Source organism: Streptomyces sp. NPDC051109, assembly GCF_044455885.1.
Lineage (GTDB): Bacteria > Actinomycetota > Actinomycetes > Streptomycetales > Streptomycetaceae > Streptomyces.
Map to the genome: position 1 here is coordinate 16,056 of NZ_JBITFF010000032.1, position 21,657 is coordinate 37,712.

18 protein-coding genes are annotated in these 21,657 nt (G+C 74.5%); 16 read left to right on the forward strand and 2 right to left on the reverse strand.

All coding sequences use genetic code 11. From position 1 onward, the window contains the following. Positions 1-35: 35 nt before the first annotated feature. Entirely contained in the window at positions 36-860 is an 825-nt protein-coding gene (locus ACIBAD_RS34455) for an extradiol ring-cleavage dioxygenase (RefSeq protein ID WP_134068653.1), read from the reverse strand. Next, entirely contained in the window at positions 853-1,938 is a 1,086-nt protein-coding gene (locus ACIBAD_RS34460) for a Gfo/Idh/MocA family protein (protein ID WP_398910758.1), read from the reverse strand. Before ACIBAD_RS34460 ends, ACIBAD_RS34455 begins: the two co-directional genes overlap by 8 nt. Before the next feature lie 327 nt (positions 1,939-2,265). On the opposite strand from ACIBAD_RS34460, the gene ACIBAD_RS34465 reads away from it, so the two are divergent. The 16 genes from ACIBAD_RS34465 to ACIBAD_RS34540 all read left to right on the forward strand — a co-directional run bounded on the left by ACIBAD_RS34465 (position 2,266) and on the right by ACIBAD_RS34540 (position 21,655). Then, positions 2,266-3,081 (forward strand): transketolase, encoded by an 816-nt coding sequence (locus tag ACIBAD_RS34465; RefSeq protein WP_398910760.1) that lies wholly within the window; start codon positions 2,266-2,268, stop codon positions 3,079-3,081. Continuing rightward, complete coding sequence (locus tag ACIBAD_RS34470; RefSeq protein WP_398910762.1) at positions 3,078-4,022, forward strand: transketolase C-terminal domain-containing protein; 945 nt, start codon at positions 3,078-3,080, stop codon at positions 4,020-4,022. Before ACIBAD_RS34465 ends, ACIBAD_RS34470 begins: the two co-directional genes overlap by 4 nt. 2 nt (positions 4,023-4,024) lie before the next feature. After that, entirely contained in the window at positions 4,025-5,281 is a 1,257-nt protein-coding gene (locus ACIBAD_RS34475) for a hypothetical protein (RefSeq protein WP_398910764.1), read from the forward strand. Beyond that, positions 5,278-6,303, forward strand: coding sequence for a phosphotransferase (locus ACIBAD_RS34480; protein ID WP_398910766.1), 1,026 nt, complete (start codon positions 5,278-5,280; stop codon positions 6,301-6,303). The genes ACIBAD_RS34475 and ACIBAD_RS34480 overlap by 4 nt, the downstream gene beginning before the upstream one ends. After that, positions 6,296-7,816, forward strand: coding sequence for an FAD-binding protein (locus tag ACIBAD_RS34485; protein ID WP_398910768.1), 1,521 nt, complete (start codon positions 6,296-6,298; stop codon positions 7,814-7,816). The genes ACIBAD_RS34480 and ACIBAD_RS34485 overlap by 8 nt, the downstream gene beginning before the upstream one ends. Then, entirely contained in the window at positions 7,813-10,248 is a 2,436-nt protein-coding gene (locus ACIBAD_RS34490) for an amino acid adenylation domain-containing protein (protein ID WP_398910769.1), read from the forward strand. Before ACIBAD_RS34485 ends, ACIBAD_RS34490 begins: the two co-directional genes overlap by 4 nt. Next, the gene (locus tag ACIBAD_RS34495) at positions 10,245-13,313 is read left to right on the forward strand and encodes a type I polyketide synthase (protein ID WP_398910771.1); all 3,069 of its coding nucleotides are present in this window, start codon (positions 10,245-10,247) and stop codon (positions 13,311-13,313) included. Before ACIBAD_RS34490 ends, ACIBAD_RS34495 begins: the two co-directional genes overlap by 4 nt. Continuing rightward, positions 13,310-14,152: a 3-hydroxyacyl-CoA dehydrogenase family protein gene (locus tag ACIBAD_RS34500; protein ID WP_398910774.1), complete on the forward strand. Its 843-nt coding sequence runs from the start codon at positions 13,310-13,312 to the stop codon at positions 14,150-14,152. The genes ACIBAD_RS34495 and ACIBAD_RS34500 overlap by 4 nt, the downstream gene beginning before the upstream one ends. 2 nt (positions 14,153-14,154) lie before the next feature. After that, a complete protein-coding gene (locus ACIBAD_RS34505; RefSeq protein ID WP_398910776.1) occupies positions 14,155-14,436 on the forward strand; it encodes an acyl carrier protein in 282 nt (93 codons plus the stop codon). Then, positions 14,433-15,617, forward strand: a complete 1,185-nt coding sequence (locus tag ACIBAD_RS34510; RefSeq protein ID WP_398910778.1) for an acyl-CoA dehydrogenase family protein — start codon at positions 14,433-14,435, stop codon at positions 15,615-15,617. Before ACIBAD_RS34505 ends, ACIBAD_RS34510 begins: the two co-directional genes overlap by 4 nt. After that, the gene (locus ACIBAD_RS34515) at positions 15,604-16,737 is read left to right on the forward strand and encodes an HAD-IIIC family phosphatase (protein WP_398910780.1); all 1,134 of its coding nucleotides are present in this window, start codon (positions 15,604-15,606) and stop codon (positions 16,735-16,737) included. The genes ACIBAD_RS34510 and ACIBAD_RS34515 overlap by 14 nt, the downstream gene beginning before the upstream one ends. Beyond that, positions 16,734-17,357 carry a class I SAM-dependent methyltransferase gene (locus ACIBAD_RS34520; RefSeq protein WP_150529898.1) on the forward strand — a complete coding sequence of 208 codons (624 nt, stop codon included), beginning with the start codon at positions 16,734-16,736 and terminating at the stop codon, positions 17,355-17,357. The genes ACIBAD_RS34515 and ACIBAD_RS34520 overlap by 4 nt, the downstream gene beginning before the upstream one ends. Beyond that, the gene (locus ACIBAD_RS34525; RefSeq protein WP_398910782.1) at positions 17,357-18,091 is read left to right on the forward strand and encodes an SDR family NAD(P)-dependent oxidoreductase; all 735 of its coding nucleotides are present in this window, start codon (positions 17,357-17,359) and stop codon (positions 18,089-18,091) included. Before ACIBAD_RS34520 ends, ACIBAD_RS34525 begins: the two co-directional genes overlap by 1 nt. A gap of 93 nt (positions 18,092-18,184) precedes the next feature. Next, positions 18,185-19,471: an MFS transporter gene (locus ACIBAD_RS34530; RefSeq protein WP_398910784.1), complete on the forward strand. Its 1,287-nt coding sequence runs from the start codon at positions 18,185-18,187 to the stop codon at positions 19,469-19,471. Between the two features lie 11 nt (positions 19,472-19,482). Then, positions 19,483-20,298: a 4'-phosphopantetheinyl transferase superfamily protein gene (locus tag ACIBAD_RS34535; RefSeq protein WP_134068642.1), complete on the forward strand. Its 816-nt coding sequence runs from the start codon at positions 19,483-19,485 to the stop codon at positions 20,296-20,298. Between the two features lie 109 nt (positions 20,299-20,407). Continuing rightward, positions 20,408-21,655, forward strand: coding sequence for an ATP-grasp domain-containing protein (locus tag ACIBAD_RS34540; protein ID WP_398910786.1), 1,248 nt, complete (start codon positions 20,408-20,410; stop codon positions 21,653-21,655). Positions 21,656-21,657 lie beyond the last annotated feature (2 nt).

A 21,657-nucleotide genomic window follows, 5' to 3' on the forward strand; every position in this document is an offset into this window, starting at 1 on the left:
CACCGTGCGGGCGGGGCGCGGCCGGCCCGCGGGGTTCAGGCCGGTCCCCATGCCGCGAAGGCGTGTCCCTCGCCGTCCCGGTGGTCCATGTGGGCGACGGGAAGGTCCGCGGCCATCTCGGCGGCGGCGATCCACGGCAGCACCTCGCCGGCGACCGTCCCGGCCTCCTCGATGCGCCGCTCCGTCGTCTGCGCCACCAGCCCGTCCAGGTCCCCGCGGTGCAGTCGGTCGGCGACCGTCCGGGCCCAGCCGGGCCGCGGTACGCCGTACAACTGGTCGGGCAGCATCCGGGGGCCGCCGACCTCCAGGGAGAAGCTGCCGCTGGCGACCACCGCGATGCGGCGGCCCGGCAGGTCCTCCAGGGCGCCCCGCAGCACCCGGCCGAGCCGTCTGCAGCGTTCGGCCGAAGGGCGGGGCGCCACCATGCCGTTGAGGTACACCGGGACGACGGGCAGCCCGCGCGTGTTGAGGAAGTGCAGCGGCACGACGACGGAGTGGTCGACCGAGTGGCCGCGCAGGGCCACCGGGTCGAAGTCCTGGCCCACCAGGCCCCGGTGGAGGGTCGCCCCGACGCCCGCGTCGAGCGCGTACGCCGTGGGCGGGACACCCGGGACGTCGTCGTTGGGACCGAGCGCGCCGTCCCCGGTGGCGATGGCGAACGTGGGCCACATGTCCGGGGTGAACGTGTTGATGTGGTCACAGGTCAGGACGAGAAGGACGTCCGCGTCCGCCCGTTCGACCACCTCGTCGACCGCCGCGTAGCGCTGTGCCACGTCCGCCCCGGCGGCCGTGTCGGTGCGGGCCAGGGCGGGGAAGCCGGGGGTGTGCGGGACCCCGGCGACCGCGACGATCTCAGCCACGCGCCGTCACCGCGCCCACGGCTGCGGTCCCGGCCGGTGCCCCGCCCCCGCCCCCGGCGCGGGCCGTGCGGTACATCTCCCGGAGCAGGCGCAGGGTTTCGAGCCCCGCCGTGCCGTCGGCGGCCATGGTGTGCCGGGGGTCGCGGACCGCGGCGGCGAAGTCGGCGATCTGCCGGCGGTGCGAGATGCCGTAGTAGCCGATTCCGGCAGGCGGGGGTGACACCTGCCCGCGCACGGTGCGGGCCGCCGCGCGCAGCGCGTCGCCGCCCTCGGCCAGGTGCAGCGTGCCGGGGTGGTCCAGGTCGAAGAGGACCGAGCCGCCGGTGCCGACGAGCTCGACGCGGGTGCGCCAGGTGATGCTGCTCGCGACCGTGACCTGGTACGTCACCAACGCGCCCTGCGGGCCCCGCAGGACGGCCGCCAGGGTGTCCTCCGTCTCCATGCCGCCACGGGGAGCCGTGTGCCCGGTGGCGGCGCCGACCACCGTGAGGCCGCCGGTCAGCCAGCGCGTGACGTCGAGTGCGTGGTAGCCCTGGTTGACCAGCGCGGAGCCGCCCTCGCCGGCGAAGGTGCCGCGCCAGTAGCTCTCGGCGTAGTACGCGTCGTCGCGGCCGCACTGGAGGCTGACGGTGCCGGACACGAGGCGTCCGAGCAGGCCGTCGGCGATCCAGTCGCGCACGGCGGTGACGACCGGGTCGTAGCGGTGCTGGGAGACGACCGACAGGACGCGGCCGGCGCGTTCGGCGAGGGCCGTCAGGGCGACGCCCTCCTCGACGGTCATGGCCAGCGGCTTCTCCACCAGGACGTGCTTGCCCGCCGTGAGCGCCGCGGCGACCAGTTCGTGGTGCCCGGCGTGGTCGACGGCGACGGAGACGCTGTCGACCTCCGGGTCCGCCAAGACCTCGCGCACGTCCGAGGTCACCCGCGGAAGGGCGTACTCCCGGGCCAGCGCGCGCGCCCGGGACGGGTCGCGGTCGCAGGCCCAGCGCAGTTCGGTGTCCGGCAGCGCGGTGAATCCGTCGACGTGGTTGGGGGCTACGCGACCGCAGCCCACCACGGCATGGACAAGGGGTTTCACGGAGAACTCCTCGGGTCTCGCGGTTGCCCGCCGGGTGGCAGCGCAAATGAAGGTGAAAGGCGCGCGGCGGGCTCTCGACTTCAGTCAATGTCACGCGACTTGCGAATGTCAATGCGCGAAACGTTCTCTTCGATCACCGCGAAGGCCTGTTAGTGACTGGATTAGTGACTACGCTTGACAAGCAGTCATGAAGCGGCTTGACTCTGCCTCGCCCGGCGTCGGGGCGCCGCCTCGCGGGCCGCCCCGGGGAGCTCCCTCAGCGGATCCCCGCCGACTGGTACACACCCCACCCACGAGCCGCCCCCTCGCGGCAGACCGGAGGACGTCGTGCTCCACCCGGACGAACTGGCCCGGCGTGCCCGGCAGCGGGTCGTCGAATTGGCCGCACGCAAGGCGGTCCACCTCGGCGCCGCACTGTCCATGACCGACCTGCTCGCCGTCCTCTACACCCGAGGCCTGCGCTACCGCCCGGACCGGCCCGACTGGCCCGACCGGGATCTGCTCGTCCTCAGCAAGGGCCACGGGGCCTACGGTCTGTACGCGGTCCTCGCCGAACTCGGCGTCATCGAGGCCGACCTGGCCACCCTGCCCGGCCACCCCTCCGACTCCGTGCCCGGTGTCGAGGCCGCGACCGGTGCCCTCGGCCACGGACTGTCCCTCGGCTGCGGCATGGCCCTCGGCGCGCGGCTGGCCGGCCGGGACCAGCGGGTCGTCGTCGTGACCGGCGACGGCGAGCTCGACGAAGGAAGCAACTGGGAGGCCGCGCAGTTCGCCGCGCACCACCGCCTCGGCAACCTCGTCGCCGTCGTGGACCGCAACCGGCTCCAGCAGGAGGGGGACACCGAGAACGTGAACGCACTCGAACCGCTCGCCGACAAATGGCGGGCCTTCGGCTGGCGCGTCGCCGAGACCGACGGGCACGACACGGCCGCGATCACCGGCGCCCTGGCCGGACTCCGGTCCGGCGAAGGCCCCGCGGTACTGATCGCGCACACCGTCAAGGGCAAGGGCGTCCCCTTCGCCGAGGGCGATCCGGCCTGGCACATGGGCTCGTTGGACGCGGAACAGCTCCGGACGGCCCTCGCCGCCCTCGGCGCACCCTCCGCCCCCGCTACGGCGGCTGCGCGAGGTGGTCGGCCGTGACCACCACACCGCCCACCATGCGCACCGCACTCGCGGCCGCACTCGCCGAGGCGGTCGACGCGGACCCCGCCCTGATCACCCTGGGCGCCGACGGACAGGCCCTGTTCCAGGGCGTCATGGCGCGCCACCCGCGCCGGTACCTCGACGTCGGCATCGCCGAGGCCAACCTCGTCGGAGTCGCCGCCGGACTCGCCCGCAGCGGACTGCGCCCCGTCGCCGCCGCCATGGCCCCGTTCCTCGTCCGCCGCGCCTACGAACAGCTGCGCCTCGACGTGTGCCTGCCCGCACTGCCCGTCGTCCTGCTCGGCGTCGGCGGGGGACTGGGCTACGGGCCCCTCGGCCCCACCCACCACGCCACCGACGACATCACGCTCATGTCGGCGCTGCCCCACATGAGCGTGCACTGCCCCGCCGACGCCGCGGACGCCGTGTCCGTCCTGCGCAGCGTGCTGTCGTCCGGCGGTCCCGCGTACGTACGGCTCTCCGCGCGCCAGGACCCGCCGCTGCCCGCCGCGGCGTCCGACCAAGACCCGGGCACCCCCCGGCTGCTGCGCGACGGCGACGACGTCCTGCTGCTCGCCACCGGCCGCTGCGTGGCCGAGGCCCTCGCCGCGGCGGAGGCCCTCGCCGCCGACGGAGTGGACGCCGCCGTGGCCTCCGTGACCACCCTGCACCCCTTCCCCGGGGACGCCGTCCGCGCTCTGGCCCGCCGCCGGGCGCTCGTCGTCACCGTCGCGGAGTCCCTGGGCCCCGGCGGCCTGGGGGACCGCACCGCACTGACCCTCGGCCGCGACGGCCCCCCGTTGGTGCGCCTGGAGACCGACCACCGTTACCCGCCGGTCGCCTCCCACGAAGACCTTCTCCACTTCTACGGCGTGGACAGCCGCGGCATCCGGTCCGCCGTGCTCGGCCGGTTCACCAGGAACACGAGGAAAGCGTGACGATGAGGATCCTCTCCAGCGCCCAGGCCTGCGGATTCGGGCCCGTCTCCAAGCTGGTCGCCATCACCCCCCTGCTCGCCGACAGCCGCGTCGACTTCGTCGGCCAAGGCGTCGCACTCGACTTCGCCCGGCGCCACAGCCACCGCTTCCACCGCATCACCGAAGGCGACACCAGCCGGCACGAGGACCTCGCACAGGGCCTCGCCGAAGCCGACCTCGTGGTCAGCGTCATGGACGCCGAGCTCGTCTTCCGAGCGGTGCGCGCCGGTCGCCCCGTGCTCTTCTTCGACAGCCTCCTCGGCTTCTGGCTGACCGACCGCAGCTTCGAGGAGCTGGCGGCGCGCGCGCAGCTCGTCCGCTGGGCCGACCACGACACCGCCCGCTACGTCTTCGACACCCTCGCCCCGCACGAACGCATCCTGCTGGCGCACCTCCTCGCCCGCCGGTCCTACGCGCAGAACTTCCCCGGAGTCCCCGCGCGCATCGCCGCCCTGGCCGCGACGGGTGCCGACCACATCGAGCTGTGCGGTCCCATCGTCGACCGGGGCGCCCTGGAAGGCGCCCTCACCGAACCGCCCCCGGAGCGGCCCGCGGGCCTGCTGATCAACCTCGGCGGCTTCCAGAACTTCTTCCTGGACTACGAGTCCCACAACGCCTACCTCGACCTCGTGCGCCGCTGGGTCTCCGAACTGGCCGTGGCCCGGCCCGAACTCGGCCGCATCCTGGTCTGCGGCGGAGCGTTCCGCCGGGGCGTCACCGAGACCCACGGCGACGTCGAGGTCGAGTACGCCTTCCTGCCCCAGACGGAGTTCCTGCGCCAGCTCGCCCACGCCCCGCTCTACGCCGTCCCGCCGAGCCTCACCTCGCTGCACGAGTCCGTCATCCTGCGCCGGCTCCCGCTGCTGCTCCCCGAGCAGCACTACGGACACATCGCCAACCTGAGGGCGCTGCGCGGCACCGTCGCCGGCGACATCGCGGCCAGCCTCACCGACCTCGGCAGCAGGTTCACCGTCCCCGAGGACGACCTGGAGGGCACCAAGGCCCTCGACCGGCTCACCCGCGAGCTGCTCACGGACGAGTCCGGCTACCGCCGGCTCGCCGACCACCTGGACACCCGCCTGACCGCCTACCAGGAGCTGACGGACGAGGAACGCGGCGCCGCCGTCGACGAACTCGGCGCCCTGCTCGGCGGACCCGCACTGGCCGAACTCCTGGACCTCGTCGACCTCACCCCCGCCACCGCCGGGAGCACCGCATGACCCGCACCCCCGCCGCGCCCGCCCCCGCGGACCTCGCCGACCTGACCGAACGCAGCATCGACACCGACGAGGTGGCCCGGCTGATGCTCGCCGCCCACCTGGAACGCACCGGCGCCCCCGAGCCCGGTCCCGACCGCGTGCGCACGGCCACCTGGACACCGGCCGGCGCCCGCAAGGTCCGCCGCCGCACCTTCGTCCGGCTCGACATCGACGGCACGCCCGTCGCCGTCGCCAAGGTCCCGCTGTCCGTCACCGATCCCAAACTCGCCCGGGAGCTGGAGATCCTGCGCGGCTTCCCCGCCCCCGCCCCCCTCGGCAGCCCCGTGCCGCTGGACGCCCTGTGCGGCGGGTTCACCATGACCCACCTGCCCGGCGTCGACCTGCCCACCGCCGTTGCGGGCGCCGACGGGCCCGGCGCCTTGTGGCAGGTGCTGCGCCCCGCCGTCGAACGCGTGGCCGAACTGCACCTGTCCGCAGGAACGTCCGGCCCGGCGACCACCCCGGACCAGGCCCTGGAGACGGCCGCCGCGTACGTCCGCGAACCCGAGTTCGGCGTCCCGCACGCCGACGAGGCGCTACGCACGGCCCTGCTCGCGCCCACCCACGGCGACCTGGGCCCGTGGAACGTGCGCTACGACGCCCGCGACGGCTCCGCCCGGGTGCTGGACTTCGAGGACTACCGTGCCACCGGCATCGCCGCCATGGACGTCGTGAACCTGCTCGTCACGACGGCCCTGCCGGTCTTCCCGGACTACCCGGAACACGGCTTCGACTGGCTCTACGACCAGGTCTTCGTCTCCGACCACTGGTTCCGGTCCGTCCTGCGGCAGGGACTGGACCACTACGCCGCGCTCACCGGGCAGCACCCCGGCCGCATCCTCGACCTGCTGCCCTTCACCTGCCAGTGGCTCATCGAGCGCATCGAGGCCGAAGGCCGCGACACCAGCGGCCTCTTCTACCGCACCTTCGTCGAGCGCTACCTGGAGCGGCGCCCTGCGGACCAGGGGAGCAGCCATGTCTGAGCAGACCCGCACCACGCCCGCGGACACGGTCGTCATCGGCGGCGGCCCCGCCGGACTGTTCGCCGCGCTCACCCTGGTCCGGGCGGGCCGGCACGTCGTCCTCCTCGAAGCGGGCGGCGACATGACCGAGAGCCTGTGCCCCCGGCTCGTGGCCCGCATGAAGGGGCGCACGGTCCGCGACGCGGAGAAGTTCCGCCTGCAGTGCGCGCGCTGCACCTGCCTCACCGGACTCGGCGGCGCGGCGTTCCACTTCGACACCAACCTCGGATACATCTCCTCGCTCACCCGCTCCAAGATCGAGACGGCGCCCGACGGGACGGTCCGCTCCTACAGCGGCCTGGAGCGCGCCCTCGGCTCCTTCGACCGCGCCCAGGACCTCATCTCGGAGGCGTACCGCGTCCTCTACGAGCTGGGCCTGCCACCCGCCGGACCGGCGCACGAGGCCGACGGCGCCCTCCTCGGCGACGGCACCGTCTTCCAGCACGTCGACACGGCGTACTCGCAGAGCGTCACCGTGGACGACTCCCTCGTCGTCATCGCCCGACTCAAGGCCGAACTGGAACACGGCGGCGGACGCGTCCTGCTGCGCCACCGGGCCACCGATGTCGAGCCGCTGACCGGGGGCGGCTTCCACGTCCGCGCCGACACCCCCGACGGGCCCGCCGTGTTCCGCGCCGACGACGTCATCGTCGGCGTCGGCAAGCTCGGCCTGCCCTGGGTGCGCGACCTCGCCGGACGGATCGGCGTACGCCACCGGCCCAGCACCCGCGTCGACCTGGGCGTGCGGCTGGAGGCGGCCCGCGAGGACCTCGCGCCCCTGCTGGACGGCTGCCACAACCCCAAACTGTCGTTCCTCAACGAAGAGGGCCACTCGGTCCGGACGTTCTGCGTGTGTGAAGGCGGTCGCGTCATGCAGTACGGCTTCCTCGACGCCGTCGCGCTCGACGGGCAGCACTGCCTGAACCAGCCCACGACCAAGTCCAACCTCGGCATCCTCACCACCGTCGACCTGCCCGAAGGAACCGACGGCACCGAACACGCCGCCGCCTTCGCCCGGCGCGTCGCGGCCCACGGCTCCGGCAGGCCCGTCGTCAGCACCGTCGACGAGCTGGCCGGACGGCCCGCCCCGGACGGCCCGCTCGCCACCAGCCTCATCAGCTACCACCACGGCGACCTGCGCGACTGCCTGCCCGCCTCCACCGTCCGCGACGTCCTCGCCATGGTCGACCGGCTCAACACCCTCCACCCGGGGCTCGTTCCCGGCACGGCTACGGTCGCGGCGCCCGTCGTCGAACGGCTCTTCCCCGACCTGGACCTCTCCGACGACCTGGAGTCCTCCATCCCCGGCCTGTACTTCGTCGGCGACAGCTCCTCGAAGATCATCGGCATCACGTACGGCGCCGCCACCGGCATGGCCGCGGCCCGCTCCGTCCTGCAGCGCCGGGGCGCCACACCACCCGCGGCCGGCACGGCCGCGGCCATGACCCCGGCCGCGAGCGGGGGACCCCGATGATCGTCCTGCCGCACCGCGTACGCGCCGCCACCCCGCCCCGCCCGGCGCACCGCACCACCCCCCTGTCCGCACCCGCGGCGGCCCTGCTCGACGGACCCGGAGGCCAACTGGCGCTCGCCGCGCTGACCCATCTGCTGCTCCACCGCTACGGAACCCGCTGGGACGTCTTCGGCGCCACCGGGGCGACACCGCTGCGCTACCTCCCCGCCGAGGACCAGGAGAGCGCCACCCTGGCAGAGCTCACCGCTGCCGCCCGCGCCGTCGAAGCCGCCCTGCCGTCCGACGGCGCACCGTACGCGGCGGTGCTCCCCGCCCGCCCGGACACCGAGCCGCCCGCCCTCGGACGACCCGTCTGGACCGCCGCCGCCGACGGCCCGGACCTCCACCTCGCCTACGACGGCGCCCTCGTGGACGCCACCACCGCGGAACACGTGGCCCGGCACCTGGCCCTGCTCGCCGACCGCGCGGCGCGGGAGCCCTCGACCACCGCCGGAGCCGTCGACCTGCTCCTGCCGGACGAGCGCGAACTGCTGCTGGACACCTGGAACGCACCACCCGCCCCGCACGCGGACACCACCCTGCACCGCATGATCCGTGAGCAGGCCGCCCGCACCCCCGACGCGATCGCCCTGCGGGACGGCGCCGCCGAGCTGACGTACGGCGAACTCGACGCCGCCTCCGACCGGTTCGCCCGCCGGCTGCGCCCGCACCTCGTCGGGCCCGGCGACCTCGTGGTCCTCACCGGCGACCGGGACCTCGCGCTCTTCACCGCCGTCCTCGGCATCTGGAAGGCCGGGGCCGGCTACGTCCACCTCGACCCGCACCTGCCGGACCTGCGGGCCGAGGAGGTCCTGCGCGTCACCGCGCCCGCGCTCACGCTGACCACCGCGACCGGTCACCGGGCCGTCGCGGACCGGGCCCTCGACGCCGCGGCGTTCCTCGACGGCGCACCGGACCCCGGCGCGGCCGACGGGCCGCCCGGCGCCCCCGACGACCGGGCCCGCCCCGACACCACCGCCTACGTCCTGTTCACCTCCGGCAGCACCGGCACCCCCAAGGGCGTCGTCCGTCCGCACCGCATGCACACCTCGCGCATCCGGCTGGAGCAGGGGATGTACGGCATGGGCCCGGACGACCGGCACCTGCTGAAGTCGCCCATCAGCTTCCGGGAGTTCGCCTGGCCGCTGGCGACCGGCGGCACGGCGGTGCTGGCGGCCCCCGGCAAGGACCGGGACGACCGCCACCTCGCGGAACTCATCCACGACCAGCGCATCACCACCGTCAGCTTCGTGCCGTCCATGCTGCGGCTGCTGCTCACCCAGCCCGCGTTCCGCACCGCGCCGGCCCTGCGCCACGTCTTCGTCGGCGGCGAGGCCCTCGGGCAGGACCTTGAGGACGAACTGCGCTCCCTCGGCTTCGAGGTCCACAACACGTACACCCTCAGTGAGGCGGACTACGTGTGCCACCGCACCGGACCGCTCACCGCCCCCCGGCCCGAGGGCGCGGCCGGGACCGTCGTCGGCGTTCCGCTCGACATGCGGACCTACCTCTGCGACGCGGCGGGCCGGCTGGTGCCGCCCGGCGTCGTCGGTGAGATCCACACCGGCGGACCCGGACTGGCCGACGGCTACCTCGGCCGCCCGGACCTGACCGCCGAGCGCTTCCGCCCCAACCGGATCGACCCCAACGGCCCCGAGGTCCTCTTCCGCACCGGAGACCTCGCCCGCCACCTGCCCGACGGGCAGATCGAGTACGTCGGACGCGCCGACGACCAGGTCAAGGTCCGCGGACAGCGGGTGGAACCCGCCGAGGTGGAGACCGTACTGCGCACGCACCCGGGCATCGCCGACGCGGCCGTCGTCGGCATCCCGGACCCCGACCAGGGCGCCGTCCTCGCGGCCTACGTCGTGCCCGAGCACGACGAGGTCCCACCCCAGCGGTTGCGCGAACATCTCGCCGCCCGCCTCCCGGACTTCATGGTGCCCGCGCACCTGGCCTCGGTCCCCGCCCTGCCGCTGCTCGGCAGCGGCAAGGTCGACCGCAACGCACTGCGCGTGTCACCGCGCACCCGCCCCGCCCTCGACGTGCCCTGCACCCCGCCCGCCACCGCCGACCAGGAGCGCGCCGCCGTACTCGTGGCACGCGTCCTCGGCCTCGACACCGTGGGCGTCGACGACGACTTCTTCGCCCTGGGCGGCGACTCCCTGCGCCTGATGATGCTGCGCGGCGCACTGGAGTCGGCCGGCGGCCGATCGATCGCCCTCGCCGACGTCCTCGCGGCCCGCACCCCGCGCGGCCACGCCCGGCTCCTCGGCGAGGCGACCGGATCCGTCACCGACCGCCGCCCCGCCGAACGCGGGCGTCCGCCGCGGCGATCCGGCACCGTCACAACCCCCCGCACCCGAACATCCGAAGGAGGCGAACCCAGGTGAGCGCCCCCCAGCCCGGCCACCAGGCCCCGGCCCCGGACGGCGAGTACGCCGTGGCCGTCGTCGGCATGGCCGTCCGCCTGCCCGGCTGCGACAGCCTCGACCGCTACTGGGAGATCCTCGCGGCGGGCGAGGACGCCGTCACCCGGCGCACGCAGAAGCCCGGCACGTTCGTCCCGGCCTACGGCTCCGTCCCCCGGCCCGCCCACTTCGACCCGGCCCGCTTCGGCATCGCCCCCTCCGAGGCCCTGCTCCTCGATCCGCAGCACCGGCTGCTCCTGGAGGCCGCCGACGAGGCCCTGGAGGCCGCCAACGTCGACCGCGTCCGCACCCCGGCCGTCAGCGTCTACGCCGGTGTCGGCCACAACGACTACGAACGCTGGGTGGGCACCGCCCTCGCCGGGCAGCCCGGCGTCGACGCCCAGGCCCTGGAGGTCACCAACCGCGGTGACTACGCCGCCACCCGCGTCGCCTACCGGCTCGGCCTGCACGGCGCCGCCGTGACCGTCCAGTCCGCCTGCTCCACCGCGCTCACCGCCGTCCACCTCGCCGTGCAGGACCTCCTCGCCCACGGCAGCGACCTCGCCGTCGCCGGCGTCGCCGCCTTGCGGGTGCCGGCCCCGGGCGGATACGACGCGCCACTCGGCGGCATCGGATCGCCGGACGGCGTCTGCCGCCCCTTCGACCGTGCGGCAGCCGGCTCCGTCCCGGGCGACGGCGCCGGCGCCGTGGTCCTCAAGCGCCTCGGCGACGCGGTGCGCGACGGCGACGACATCTGGGCCGTCGTCCGCGGCACCGCGATGAACAACGACGGCTCCGGCAAATCCGGCTTCGCCGCCGTCGACGCCGCCGCACAGGCCGAGGTCATCCGGACCGCCCTGCACGTCGCCGGTCTCCGGCCGGAGGACATCGACTACGTCGAGGCGCACGGCAGCGGCACCCGCATCGGCGACGCCACCGAGTGGAGCGCCCTCGGCGAGGTCTTCGCCGACGTGGACCACCCCGTCCGCGTGGGCGCCGCCAAGGGCGGCCTCGGCCACCTCCGGGAGGCCGCGGGGCTGGCCGGACTCGTCAAGGCCGTGCTGTCGCTGCGACACGGACGGCTCGTCGCCACCCCGCACTTCGACCGGTTGCCCTCCGACCTCGCCCGTACGGGCGGCCCGCTGCACCCGCTCGGCGAAGCCCTCGACTGGCCGCCCGCCGAGGGTCGCCCCCGGCGCGCCGGAGTCAGCGCCTTCGGCCTCGGCGGGACGAACTGCCACGTCGTCCTCGAAGAGGCCCCGCCACGGCCCCGGGAGCACGGACAGGGCACGGACGGCGCGCAATTGCTGCTGGTCTCCAGCCATCACCCCGACGCGCTGACCGCCGACCTCGACGCCCTGCGCGGCCACCTCGACCAGCACCCTGAGCGTGCGGTCGACACCGCCTGGACCACCCAGACCGCACGCCACCGCCACCCGCACCGCGGCTACGCCGTCATCACCCCCGAAGGCGGCACCCGGGCGGCCTTCGACGCCGACCGCCTGCGCGTACAGCACGGCCGGGCCCCGTCCGGATCGCCCGAGGTCGTCTTCGTCCTGCCGGGCATCGGCAGCCACTACCCGGGCATGGGAGCCGGCCTCGCCGCCACCGACCCGGTGTTCGCGGGCCACCTGCGGGCCGCCGTCGAGATCGCCGACGGACTGACGGACGGAGCCGTGGGCCGGTCCTTCGCCGCCCCCGGGCCGCGCCCCGCCGGCGACGGCGGCCGCGTCGACCTGCGTGCCCTGCTGCGCCGCGACGGCGCCGCCCGCCCGGCCCGCCGCGCGCTGCGCGAGGTCCACTTGTCGCTGTTCTGCCTCGAACACGCCATGGCCCGCACCCTCATCGACCTCGGCATCCGGCCCGCCGCCCTCCTCGGCCACAGCCTGGGGGAGTGGGTGGCCGCCGTACTGGCCGGAGTCATCGGCCTCGACGACGCCATGGCGGCCGTCGCCCGCCGGGCCGACCTCGTCGTGACCGCCGGGGAGGGCGCCATGCTCGGCGTGCTCGCCCCCGCCGAGGACGTCGAGAAGTACGCCGCCGACGACACCTGGCTCGCCGCCGACAACGGACCCGGGCACTGCGTGTTCTCCGGGCGCCCGGACGCGGTCAGCGCACTCGCCGGCCGGCTGCGCGAAGACGGCTTCACCGTCCTGCCCGTCGACACCGCCCACCCCTTCCACACCCCCCAGCTCACCCGGGCCGCCGACCTGCTGGGCGAGGACATGCGCGAAGTGCCGCTGGGGCCGGCGCGCATCCCGATCGCCTCCAGCGTCCTCGGCCGCTGGCTCGACGGGGAGACGCCCACGCCCTCCTACTGGCGCGACCACATGGTCGGCCGCGTCCGGTTCCGGACCGCCGCCGGGCTGGTCCTGGCCCGCCACCGCGTCCTGATCGAGGTGGGCCCCGGCACCGCACGCCCGTGGATCGGCCAGAGCGACCCCGACGCCGTCTGCGTACGGACCGTCCGGCAGTCCTACGAGCACGTGCCCGACCGGCAGGTCCTGCTGGAGGCCCTCGGCGAGCTGTGGACCCACGGCGTCGAGGCAGAGTGGGAGCGCCTGCACCCGGCACCCGGTCGCCGGACCACCCTGCCGCCCCGGAACCTGATCCGGCGCCGGTACCTCCCCGACACACCGCCGCCCGCCGACCCCTTCGCGCCGTCGGCGCCCGCACCGGCGGCCGGCACACCCGCGACCGCGGTCGGGGGAGACCAGAACGGACCGGGGCAGCAGCGTCCGGATCCGGGGGCCGGCCCGCAGCCGCCCTCGACGGTGGGCGGGTACCTCGCGGAGCGCTTCCGCCTGCTCCTCGGCCTGCGCGAGGTCCACCCCGACGACCACTTCTTCCACCTCGGCGGCGACTCGCTGATGGGGGTCCACCTGATCGCGGGCCTCAAGGAACTCACCGGTACGGCCGTGCCCCCCTCCATCGTCTTCGCCTCCGCGACCCTCGGCGGCATGACGCGCGAGGTGGAGGCCTGGCTGGCGACCGCGGGGCAACAGCAGCCGGAACCCCTCGACGACAACGAAAGCCGCAGGCCATGACCCCACCCACCATCGGCGTGCTCGGCGCCGGAGTCATCGGATCCAGCGTCGCCCACGCCGCCGCGGTGGCCGGCTACACGGTGACGCTCGTCGACTCCGACCCCGCAGCGCTCGACACCGCCCGCCGCACCGTCCGCCGCCACCAGCGCCTGGCCACCCTCCTCGGCGGCACGAGCGCCCCGGCGCTCGACATCCGCCCCGCCACCGACCTCGCCGCCCTCGCGGACGTCGGGTTCGTCGTGGAGAACACCACCGAGTCGGAGCGGGCGAAGCGGGCCCTCTACCCGGAGCTGGAGAAGGTCCTCGCCCCGGGCACGACCATCGCCGCCAACACCTCCGCGGTCCCCATCGGCAGGCTCGCCGAAGGGCTCACCGACCCGGGACGGGTCGTCGGCGTCCACTTCATGAACCCGGTCGACCGGATCGACATGGTCGAGGTCGTCCGCGGCGAGGACACCTCCGACGCCGCCCTGCGGGACGTCGACCTGATGCTGCGGCGCCTGGGCAAGAAGGCCGTCGTCGTACGGGACGCGCCCGGCTTCGTGATCAACCGCGTCCTGATGCCGGTCGTCAACCTCGCCGCCGCCGTCGTCGCGGACGGCGTCGCCACCCCGAGCCAGGTCGACGACCTCTTCAAGGGCTGCCTCGGCCACACCTCGGGCCCGCTGCGCACCGCGGACCTCATCGGCGTCGACACCGTCGTCCGCACCCTGGAGGTGCTGCACGAGCACTACGGGACCGACGAGTTCGTCACCCATCCGGCGCTGCGCCGGATGGTCGACCAAGGCCGGCTCGGCGCGAAGAGCGGCCGAGGCTTCTACTCCTACGACGGGAACTGACCATGGCTGCTCCGCAGACCACCACCCCCCGCCCGCACACCCCCGAGGAAGTCGCCGCCACCGTACGGCAGTTCATCAGCCGACTCAGCGGACGCCCCGGCATCGAGGACGACCGGCCGCTGATCTCCGACGGGGTCCTCGACTCCGTGGCCGCCGTCCAGATGGTCGACTTCGTAGAGCGCACCTTCGACGTCGAGATCGCCGATGAGGATCTCGAACTCGTCAACTTCGACTCCATCCGGGGCCTGGCCGGGCTCGTCAACCGCCGGCTGGCCGCATCGTGACCGGCTCCGTCCCCGAAGCCCTCCTGGCGGCCCTGCGCGACGACGCGTTCACCGCCCGCGCCACCGCCTGGGAGCGCGCGGGAGCCGTCCCGCGCGCGGCCATCGACGAACTGGCCGCCCTCGGCCTGCTCGGCCTCACCGTGGACACCGCCCACCGGGGCAGCGGCACGCCCCCGGCCGCCGTCACCGACGTGCACCGCCTGGTGGCCGCCGCCTCACCCAGCCTGCACAGCCTGCTCGTCGTCCACGCCATGGTCTGCCACGCGGTGAGCCGCTGGGCGTCCGCCGAACTGCGCGACGCGCTGCTGCCCGAACTGGCGACCGGCCGGATGCTCGCCGCGTTCGCCCTCACCGAGCAGCAGGCCGGCGCCGACACCGGCGCCCTGACCACCACCATCGAACGGGACGGCGACACCCTGCGGATCACCGGCACCAAACGCTGGCTGTCGTTCGGCCAGATCGCCGACGCCTACCTCGTCTTCGGCAGCACGGACGGGCGCGGCAGCTGCGCCCTGGTGGACGCCGGAGCGGGCGTGCGCGTCGCCGTGGAACCCGTCACCGCGGGGCTGCGCGCCGCCCGGCTCGCCCGCGTCACGTTCGACCGCGCCACGGCACCGGCCGCCCGCGCGGTCGCCCGCCCCGGCATCGGCATCCCGTTCGTGGTGACGTCCTGCCTCACGCTGGGCAGGCTGTACGTCGCCGCCGGCGCCGTGGGCGTCGCCGAGGCAGCCCTGCGCCTGGCCGCCGACCACGCGGCCACCCGCGCCCACGGCGGCACCACGCTCGGTGACCGGCAACTCGTCCGGGGCCTGCTGGCCGACGCCGCCCTCGCCACCGACGCCGCCGCCCGCTACGTACGGCACACCGCCCACGAGATCGAGGACCGGGAGCCGTCCGCAGCGGTCACCGCCGCCCGCGCCAAGCTGCTGGCCAGCCGGGCGGCGACCACCGCCACCGCGACCGCCTCCCGCCTCCTGGGCGCGGCCGGGCAGACCGAGGACCACCCGCTGGCCCGCCTGCACGCCGCCGCGCGCGTCCACGAGGTCATCGAGGGCCCCACCGAAGTACTCCAGGACATCATCGCCGCCGACCTCCTGCGGGGCCGGCACAGCACCACGGACCGCGCCCCGTCCCCGGCGGCGCCGTACCGGGGGGAGGACGACCACCGTGCAGAGCACTGAGCCGCACACCCCGCCGGCCCCGCAGGTCAAATGCGTGGTCTGGGACCTCGACGACACCCTGTGGGACGGGACCCTCCTGGAGGGCGACGACCTCAGCGTCCCCGAGGCCAACCGGCAACTGGTCCGCACCCTCGACGAGCACGGCATCCTCCAGTCCGTCGCCAGCCGCAACGAACCCGACGCCGCCGCCGAGCAGCTGCGCGCCTTCGGGCTCGACGAGTACTTCCTGTACCCGCAGGTCGGCTGGTCGGCCAAGTCCGCCTCCCTGCGCGCCGTCGTCGAGGAGCTGAACATCTCGCCCGAGAGCGTGCTGTTCGTGGACGACTCCGAGTTCGAGCGCGCCGAGGTGGCCGGCGCACTGCCCAGCGTGCGCTGCATGACCCGGCAGGAGCTGCACGCCCTGGTGGCGGCCGGCGCCGTGCTGCCCGCGCAGGTGACCGACGACGCGCGGCGGCGCCGCGCGATGTACCTGGCGGAGAGCAGGCGCCGCACCCACGAGGTGGCGTTCGACGGCCCGGCGGCGGAGTTCCTGGAGTCCCTCGACATGACGCTGCGCGTGCGCGAGGCGAGCACCGCGGACCTCGCGCGCGCCGCCGAACTGACCCAGCGCACCCACCAGCTCAACACCACCGGCATCACCTTCGGCCAAGACGAACTGGCGTCACTGATCCGGGACCCGGGCCACCGCGTGCTCGTCGCCGAACTCGACGACCGCTTCGGCACGTACGGCACCATCGGGCTGGCCGTCGTCGCCACCGGTACGACCGGCCAGGCCGGGGCCGGGCCGCGCGCCGCCGCGTCCCCCTGGACGATCCGGCTGCTGCTGATGTCGTGCCGCGTCATGGGCCGCAACATCGGCACCAGCCTCATCGCCGCCGTCGCCGGACTGGCCGCGGCGCACGGCGCCGGCACCGTCGCCCACTTCCGGCCCACCGACCGCAACCGGCAGATGCTCGTCACCTACCGGTTCGCGGGATTCAACGTCGATTCCCGCACGGACGACCTGGTCGTCCTCTCCCTCCCCGAGGCGGGCGGCCCGGCCGTGCCGGGCTACGTACGCCTCGTCATCGAAGACACCCCCGCCGCCCCGCGCGGCACGACACAGGAGCTCAACGCATGACCGCCTTCACGCAGACCTGGACCGACACGTTCTCCTCGGTGTACGCGCAGGAGCCGCTCGCCAAGCTCTCCTGGTTCAACGCCTCTCCGGGGCTCGAACTCATCAAGCGCGTCATCGACGGCACCCTCAAGCCCGGCCAGCGCCTCGTCGACCTGGGCAGCGGCCCGGGCGTCGACGCCGTGTTCCTCTCGGTGCAGGGGCTCGACGTGACCGGCGTCGACCTGTCGCCCGACGCGGTGGCCCGTGCCCGCCGGTGGGCCGAACTCGCCGGAGCACCGGCCGAGTTCATCCAGGGCGACGTGCTCGACGTACCGCTTCCCGATCACTCGGCCGACGTCGTGACCGACTCGTTCGTCTTCCACAACATGCGCGACGACGCACGGGAGCGGTACGCCGACGAGGTCCACCGCCTGCTGAAGCCGGGCGGCCTGTTCCTGCTCAACTCCTTCTCCGACCACATGGTCGAGGGCACCGGCCCGCGCCGCATCACCAGCGAGGAGATCCTCGCCACCTTCCGCTCCGACCGGTTCACCTGCGTCGGGCTGTACGTCTACCGCAACGTCCCCACCCAGGCCAAGCCCGACCAGCTGCACTGGTTCGGCGAATTCCGGGCCCGCTGATGCGCGTCGTGGTCACGGGCGGCGGACGGGGCATCGGACGCGCCGTCGCCCTCGGATTCGCCGAGCGCGGTGCCCGGGTCGCCCTGATGGCCCGTACCGCCGCCCAGGTGGAGTCGGTGGCCGCCGAAGTCGAGGCCCTCGGCGCCGAGAGCCTCGCGCTGCCGGCCGACGTCGCCGACGAACGGACGGTCGAACGGTGCGCCGAGCAGGTCGACCGGGCGTTCGGCGGCGTGGACGTGCTCGTCAACGCCGCCGGGCTGTTCGACCTCGGCCCGACCACCGGGTTCTCCGTGGACGCCGCCCGCGGCCTGCTCGACACGAACGTCATCGGTACCTTCCTCACCTGCAAGGTGTTCGGCGGACGGTTTCTGGAGCAGGGCCACGGCAAGGTCGTCAACTTCTGCTCCCTTCTCTCCTACACCGCCTTCCCCGAACGGGCGCTGTACGCGGCGAGCAAGGGCGGGGTCCTGCAGCTGACCCGGAGCCTGGGCGTGGAGTGGGCGGCGCGCGGAGTCAACGTCAACGCGGTGGCCCCCGGCATGATCCGCATCGAGACCCCTCACCCGGCCGCGCTCGCCGAGGACGCCATCGTGGGGCGGATCCCCGCCCGCCGGCGCGGCAGACCGCAGGACATCGTCGGCCCGGTGCTCTTCCTGGCCTCCCCGGAGGCCGACTACATAAACGGCCAGACGCTGGTCGTCGACGGAGGCTGGCTCAGCTATGGATACCTCTGAACACCGCCCGCCCCCGGGCCTCCGCGGCCGGGCGTCCCGGGGTGATCCGCCGCGCCACGCCGTGCCCGCGTCCGCACCGGACGGCGCGGACCGGTGAAGGCGGCGGCAGGCAGGGAGCCGCTGCCCCTCTACACGAGGTTCCTCACCGGCTGGGGTGCCACCACGTTCGGCACCGGCCTCATGCTGCCGCTCACCGTGGCCTACCTCCGCGAGGCCTTGGGCCTGCCCACCTCCGGCGTCTCGCTGTATTTCGCGCTGTTCGCGGTGGCCGGACTCGCCGTCAACCCGCTCGCGGGCAGGATCGGCCGGATCCACGGCCCCGGTTTGCCCGCGATCGGAGCCACCGTCCTCCAGGCCGCCGGCGCGGCCTGGCTGGCCCTGGCGGACTCGATGGCCACCACCGTGCCGGCCGCCTGCCTCTCCGGCGCGGGCACCGGCGCCTACTACGCGGTCCAGACCCCGCTGCTCACCAAGGTGTTCGGCACCTCGCACCTGAGCCGCGTCCTCTCCGGACAGCACCGCGTCTCCGCTCTGACCGTGGCCGTGGGAGCCCTGCTGGGCGGGCAGGCCGTGGAACACCTCGGCGAGGGCGGCTACACCCTGTGCGTGGCCGCCAACGCGGCCAGCTACCTTCTGTACGGCGTGACGCTCGTGGGGCTGCGCCGGGCTGGGGGGCGGCCCGCCGGACCCGGTACGCACCGCGCGGATCGCGGCGTCCCGCGCGCCGACCCGGGGGAGCGCTCCACGGCGCTGCGCGACCCGGTGTTCCGGCGGCTCCTCCTCCTGCAGACGGCCCTGGTCGTCTTCGGGCTGGCCCAGGTGGACGCCGTGGTGCCCGCGATCCTGCGCAACGCGCACCTGTCGGTGTCCGCCGTCAGCGTCGTGGTCGCCTGCAACACCGTCGGCGTGATCGCCTTCCAGGGCCTGGCCCTGCGGGTCGTCGACCGGATCGGGTACGTCGCCGCGCTGACGGCGGCCATCCTGGTCTGGGTGCTCGCCATGGCCGCCCTGACGGCCGCCGTGCTGGTGCCCGGAACCGGCGTACGCCTGCTGCTCGGTGCCCTGTTCGGGCTGGTCTTCGCAGTCGGGGAGTGCCTGATAGCGCCGAGCGTCCAGCCGCTCGTCACGCTGGCCGCCCCGGCGGCCCGGCTGGAGAGCTACGCCGCCGCCACCTCGCTCGCGCACGGCCTCGGTGCGTTCGTCGCGCCGCTGGTACTGCTGCCGGTGGTGGACGGCGGCGGGGTCTGGAGCTACCTGGCCCTGCAACTGGGCGGTTACGCACTCGCGTTGTACGCCCTGCTCTCGTTCCGCGGCCGCAGCGTGCGCCGCCTCGCCGCCCCCGTCCTGAGCAAGGAGGCGCCCTGGGAGACACGTCCGTGAAGGAGCCCCGAATGCGCCCCGAGCCATCGCGGTACGCACCGCCGGCCGCGACGACGCGGGACGGCCGGCCCGCGCGCGGCGACCTGCCGGGACCGGACGAGGCCGCTGTCTGGGTCGTCCCCCTGGACTTCGTGCCCGATGCCCGTCACGAGCGGGTGCTCGACCGGAGGGAGCGGGCCCGGGCGGCCGCGTTCCAGGACGTCCCCGCGCGGCGCCGCTACGTCGCCTCGCACCTCGCGCTGCGGACCGTCCTCGGCGGATGCCTCGGCATCCGGCCCCGGGAGGTGCGCCTGATCCGCGAGCCCTGCGGCCTGCCGCACTGCGCCGAGCCGCACGGGCGGCCCAGGACGGCGGGCGACGGGCGGGCCGTCGAGTTCTCGCTGTCCCGAGCGGGTGACCTGGCCGTCGTCGCGCTCGCCGCGGTCACCGTCGGCGTCGACGTCGAGTCACGAGCCTTCCGCCACCCCGACAGCCCCCTCGATGGCATGATCCGGCGGCTGCACCCGGCCGAACGCGCGGCGCTCGCCGAACTCCCGCCCGAGCGGCGGGAGGAGGGCTTCCTCAGCTGCTGGGTGCGGAAGGAGGCCTACCTGAAGGCCATCGGCACCGGGCTGCCCGGCGGACTGGCCGGCCCGTGCGTGGGCCTGGCCGCCGACGCGGCCGCCGACGGGAAGGGGCCGGAGCCGACCACCCGGGGCTGGGCGTTCGCCGACCTCGATCTGCCGCCCGGCCACCGTGCGGCCCTCGCCATCGCGGCGCCGGACGAGCCGCCGCGTACGCCGGTGGTGACCGTCCGAACCCTTCGGCTGCCTGCGCGAGAATATTAGTGACTGCATTACTGACTCATCTTGACAGGGAGTCTCAAAGATATTTGACTCTCTTTCACCCACCCCCGATCGGCGACTGCGGAACCCGACCGGACCGAGAGGAAGACACGTGACACACGACCGTGCGGGAAGCCGTGAGACGCTGCTCGTCGTGGGGTCGGGCTACCGCGCCGGCCACGAGCGCCTGCTGGCCCAGATGGCCGCGGACGCCGACCTCCTCCTGCTCAACCCCGAACCGCCGACCTGGCAGCTGCGATGGGTCCAGGACTGCGCGGTCTTCGACGCCTCCACGGGCGGTGACACCGACGACGACGCCCTGCGGGCCGCGAAGGCCCTGCTGGCACGCCGCCGGGTCGCGGCGGTGGTCACCTACGAGGAGACCATGGTCGTCACCGCGGCACGCCTGGCCCGCGGCCTGGGACTGCCGGGCGTGCCGGTCGACGCGGCCGAGCTGGGACGCGACAAGCACCGCCAGCGCACGCTGCTCGCCGACACCGGCATCTCCCCGACCCGCTCCCACCTCGTCCACGACCTGGACGCGGCCCGCCGGGCCGCCCGCGACATCGGCTACCCGCTGATCGTCAAACCGCGCGGCCTGTCCGGCAGCGCCGGCGTGCGCCGCGTGGACGAGGAATCCGAGTTCGACGCCGCTTTCGACGCCGCGCTACACGCGGACAAGATGGGCCTCGAAAGCGAGGGGATCCTCGTCGAGGAATTCCTGGAGGGTTTCGAATTCGACGTGGACTGCCTCGTCCAGGACGGCACGGCCACCCCCGTCTCCTGGGCCCGCAAGATCTGGGCCTACGACCCCTACCCGGTCGAGGCCGGCTTCATCACCGGACACGGCACCCTGGGCCGGGCCGAGATGACCGAGGGGTTCGACCTCGCCTGCCGCAGCGTCCTCGCCGCCGGGATCGACCGCACCGTGGCCCACGTCGAGGTCAAGATGACCCCGGCGGGACCGCGCATCATCGAGCTCAACGCGCGACCGGGCGGCGACATCGCCTCCCGCATCGTGGAGCTGGCCCGGGGGGTCCGCCTGGGCTCCCTGCTCACCGCCGCCGCCCTGGGCCGCGCGCCGGAGATCGCATCCAGCGGCGACCGCTCGGCCGGCATCCGCTTCCTCTACCCCCGCACCCGCCAGCGCTTCGACGGCCTCGCCGAAGCCCCCGCGCTGCGCGCCCGCCCCTGGATCCACGAGATCGGGGAGCTGCGCCCGCGCGGCGAGACGGTGACGCCCCCTCCGCAGGACCTCTACGGGCGCGTCGGCTACGTCATGGCCACCGGCCCGCACGCCGACGAGGTCGAGGACCGCCTGCTCCTGGCCCACCACGAGCTCCGCGTCCTCGGTTCCTGACC

Excerpts from the sequence above, each read along its gene's own strand:
- ACIBAD_RS34475 (WP_398910764.1), top strand. The coding sequence starts at position 4,025 with ATGAGGATCCTCTCCAGCGCCCAGGCCTGCGGATTCGGGCCCGTCTCC.
- ACIBAD_RS34480 (WP_398910766.1), top strand. The coding sequence starts at position 5,278 with ATGACCCGCACCCCCGCCGCGCCCGCCCCCGCGGACCTCGCCGACCTG.
- ACIBAD_RS34485 (WP_398910768.1), top strand. The coding sequence starts at position 6,296 with ATGTCTGAGCAGACCCGCACCACGCCCGCGGACACGGTCGTCATCGGC.
- ACIBAD_RS34490 (WP_398910769.1), top strand. The coding sequence starts at position 7,813 with ATGATCGTCCTGCCGCACCGCGTACGCGCCGCCACCCCGCCCCGCCCG.
- ACIBAD_RS34500 (WP_398910774.1), top strand. The coding sequence starts at position 13,310 with ATGACCCCACCCACCATCGGCGTGCTCGGCGCCGGAGTCATCGGATCC.
- ACIBAD_RS34505 (WP_398910776.1), top strand. The coding sequence starts at position 14,155 with ATGGCTGCTCCGCAGACCACCACCCCCCGCCCGCACACCCCCGAGGAA.
- ACIBAD_RS34520 (WP_150529898.1), top strand. The coding sequence starts at position 16,734 with ATGACCGCCTTCACGCAGACCTGGACCGACACGTTCTCCTCGGTGTAC.
- ACIBAD_RS34525 (WP_398910782.1), top strand. The coding sequence starts at position 17,357 with ATGCGCGTCGTGGTCACGGGCGGCGGACGGGGCATCGGACGCGCCGTC.
- ACIBAD_RS34535 (WP_134068642.1), top strand. The coding sequence starts at position 19,483 with ATGCGCCCCGAGCCATCGCGGTACGCACCGCCGGCCGCGACGACGCGG.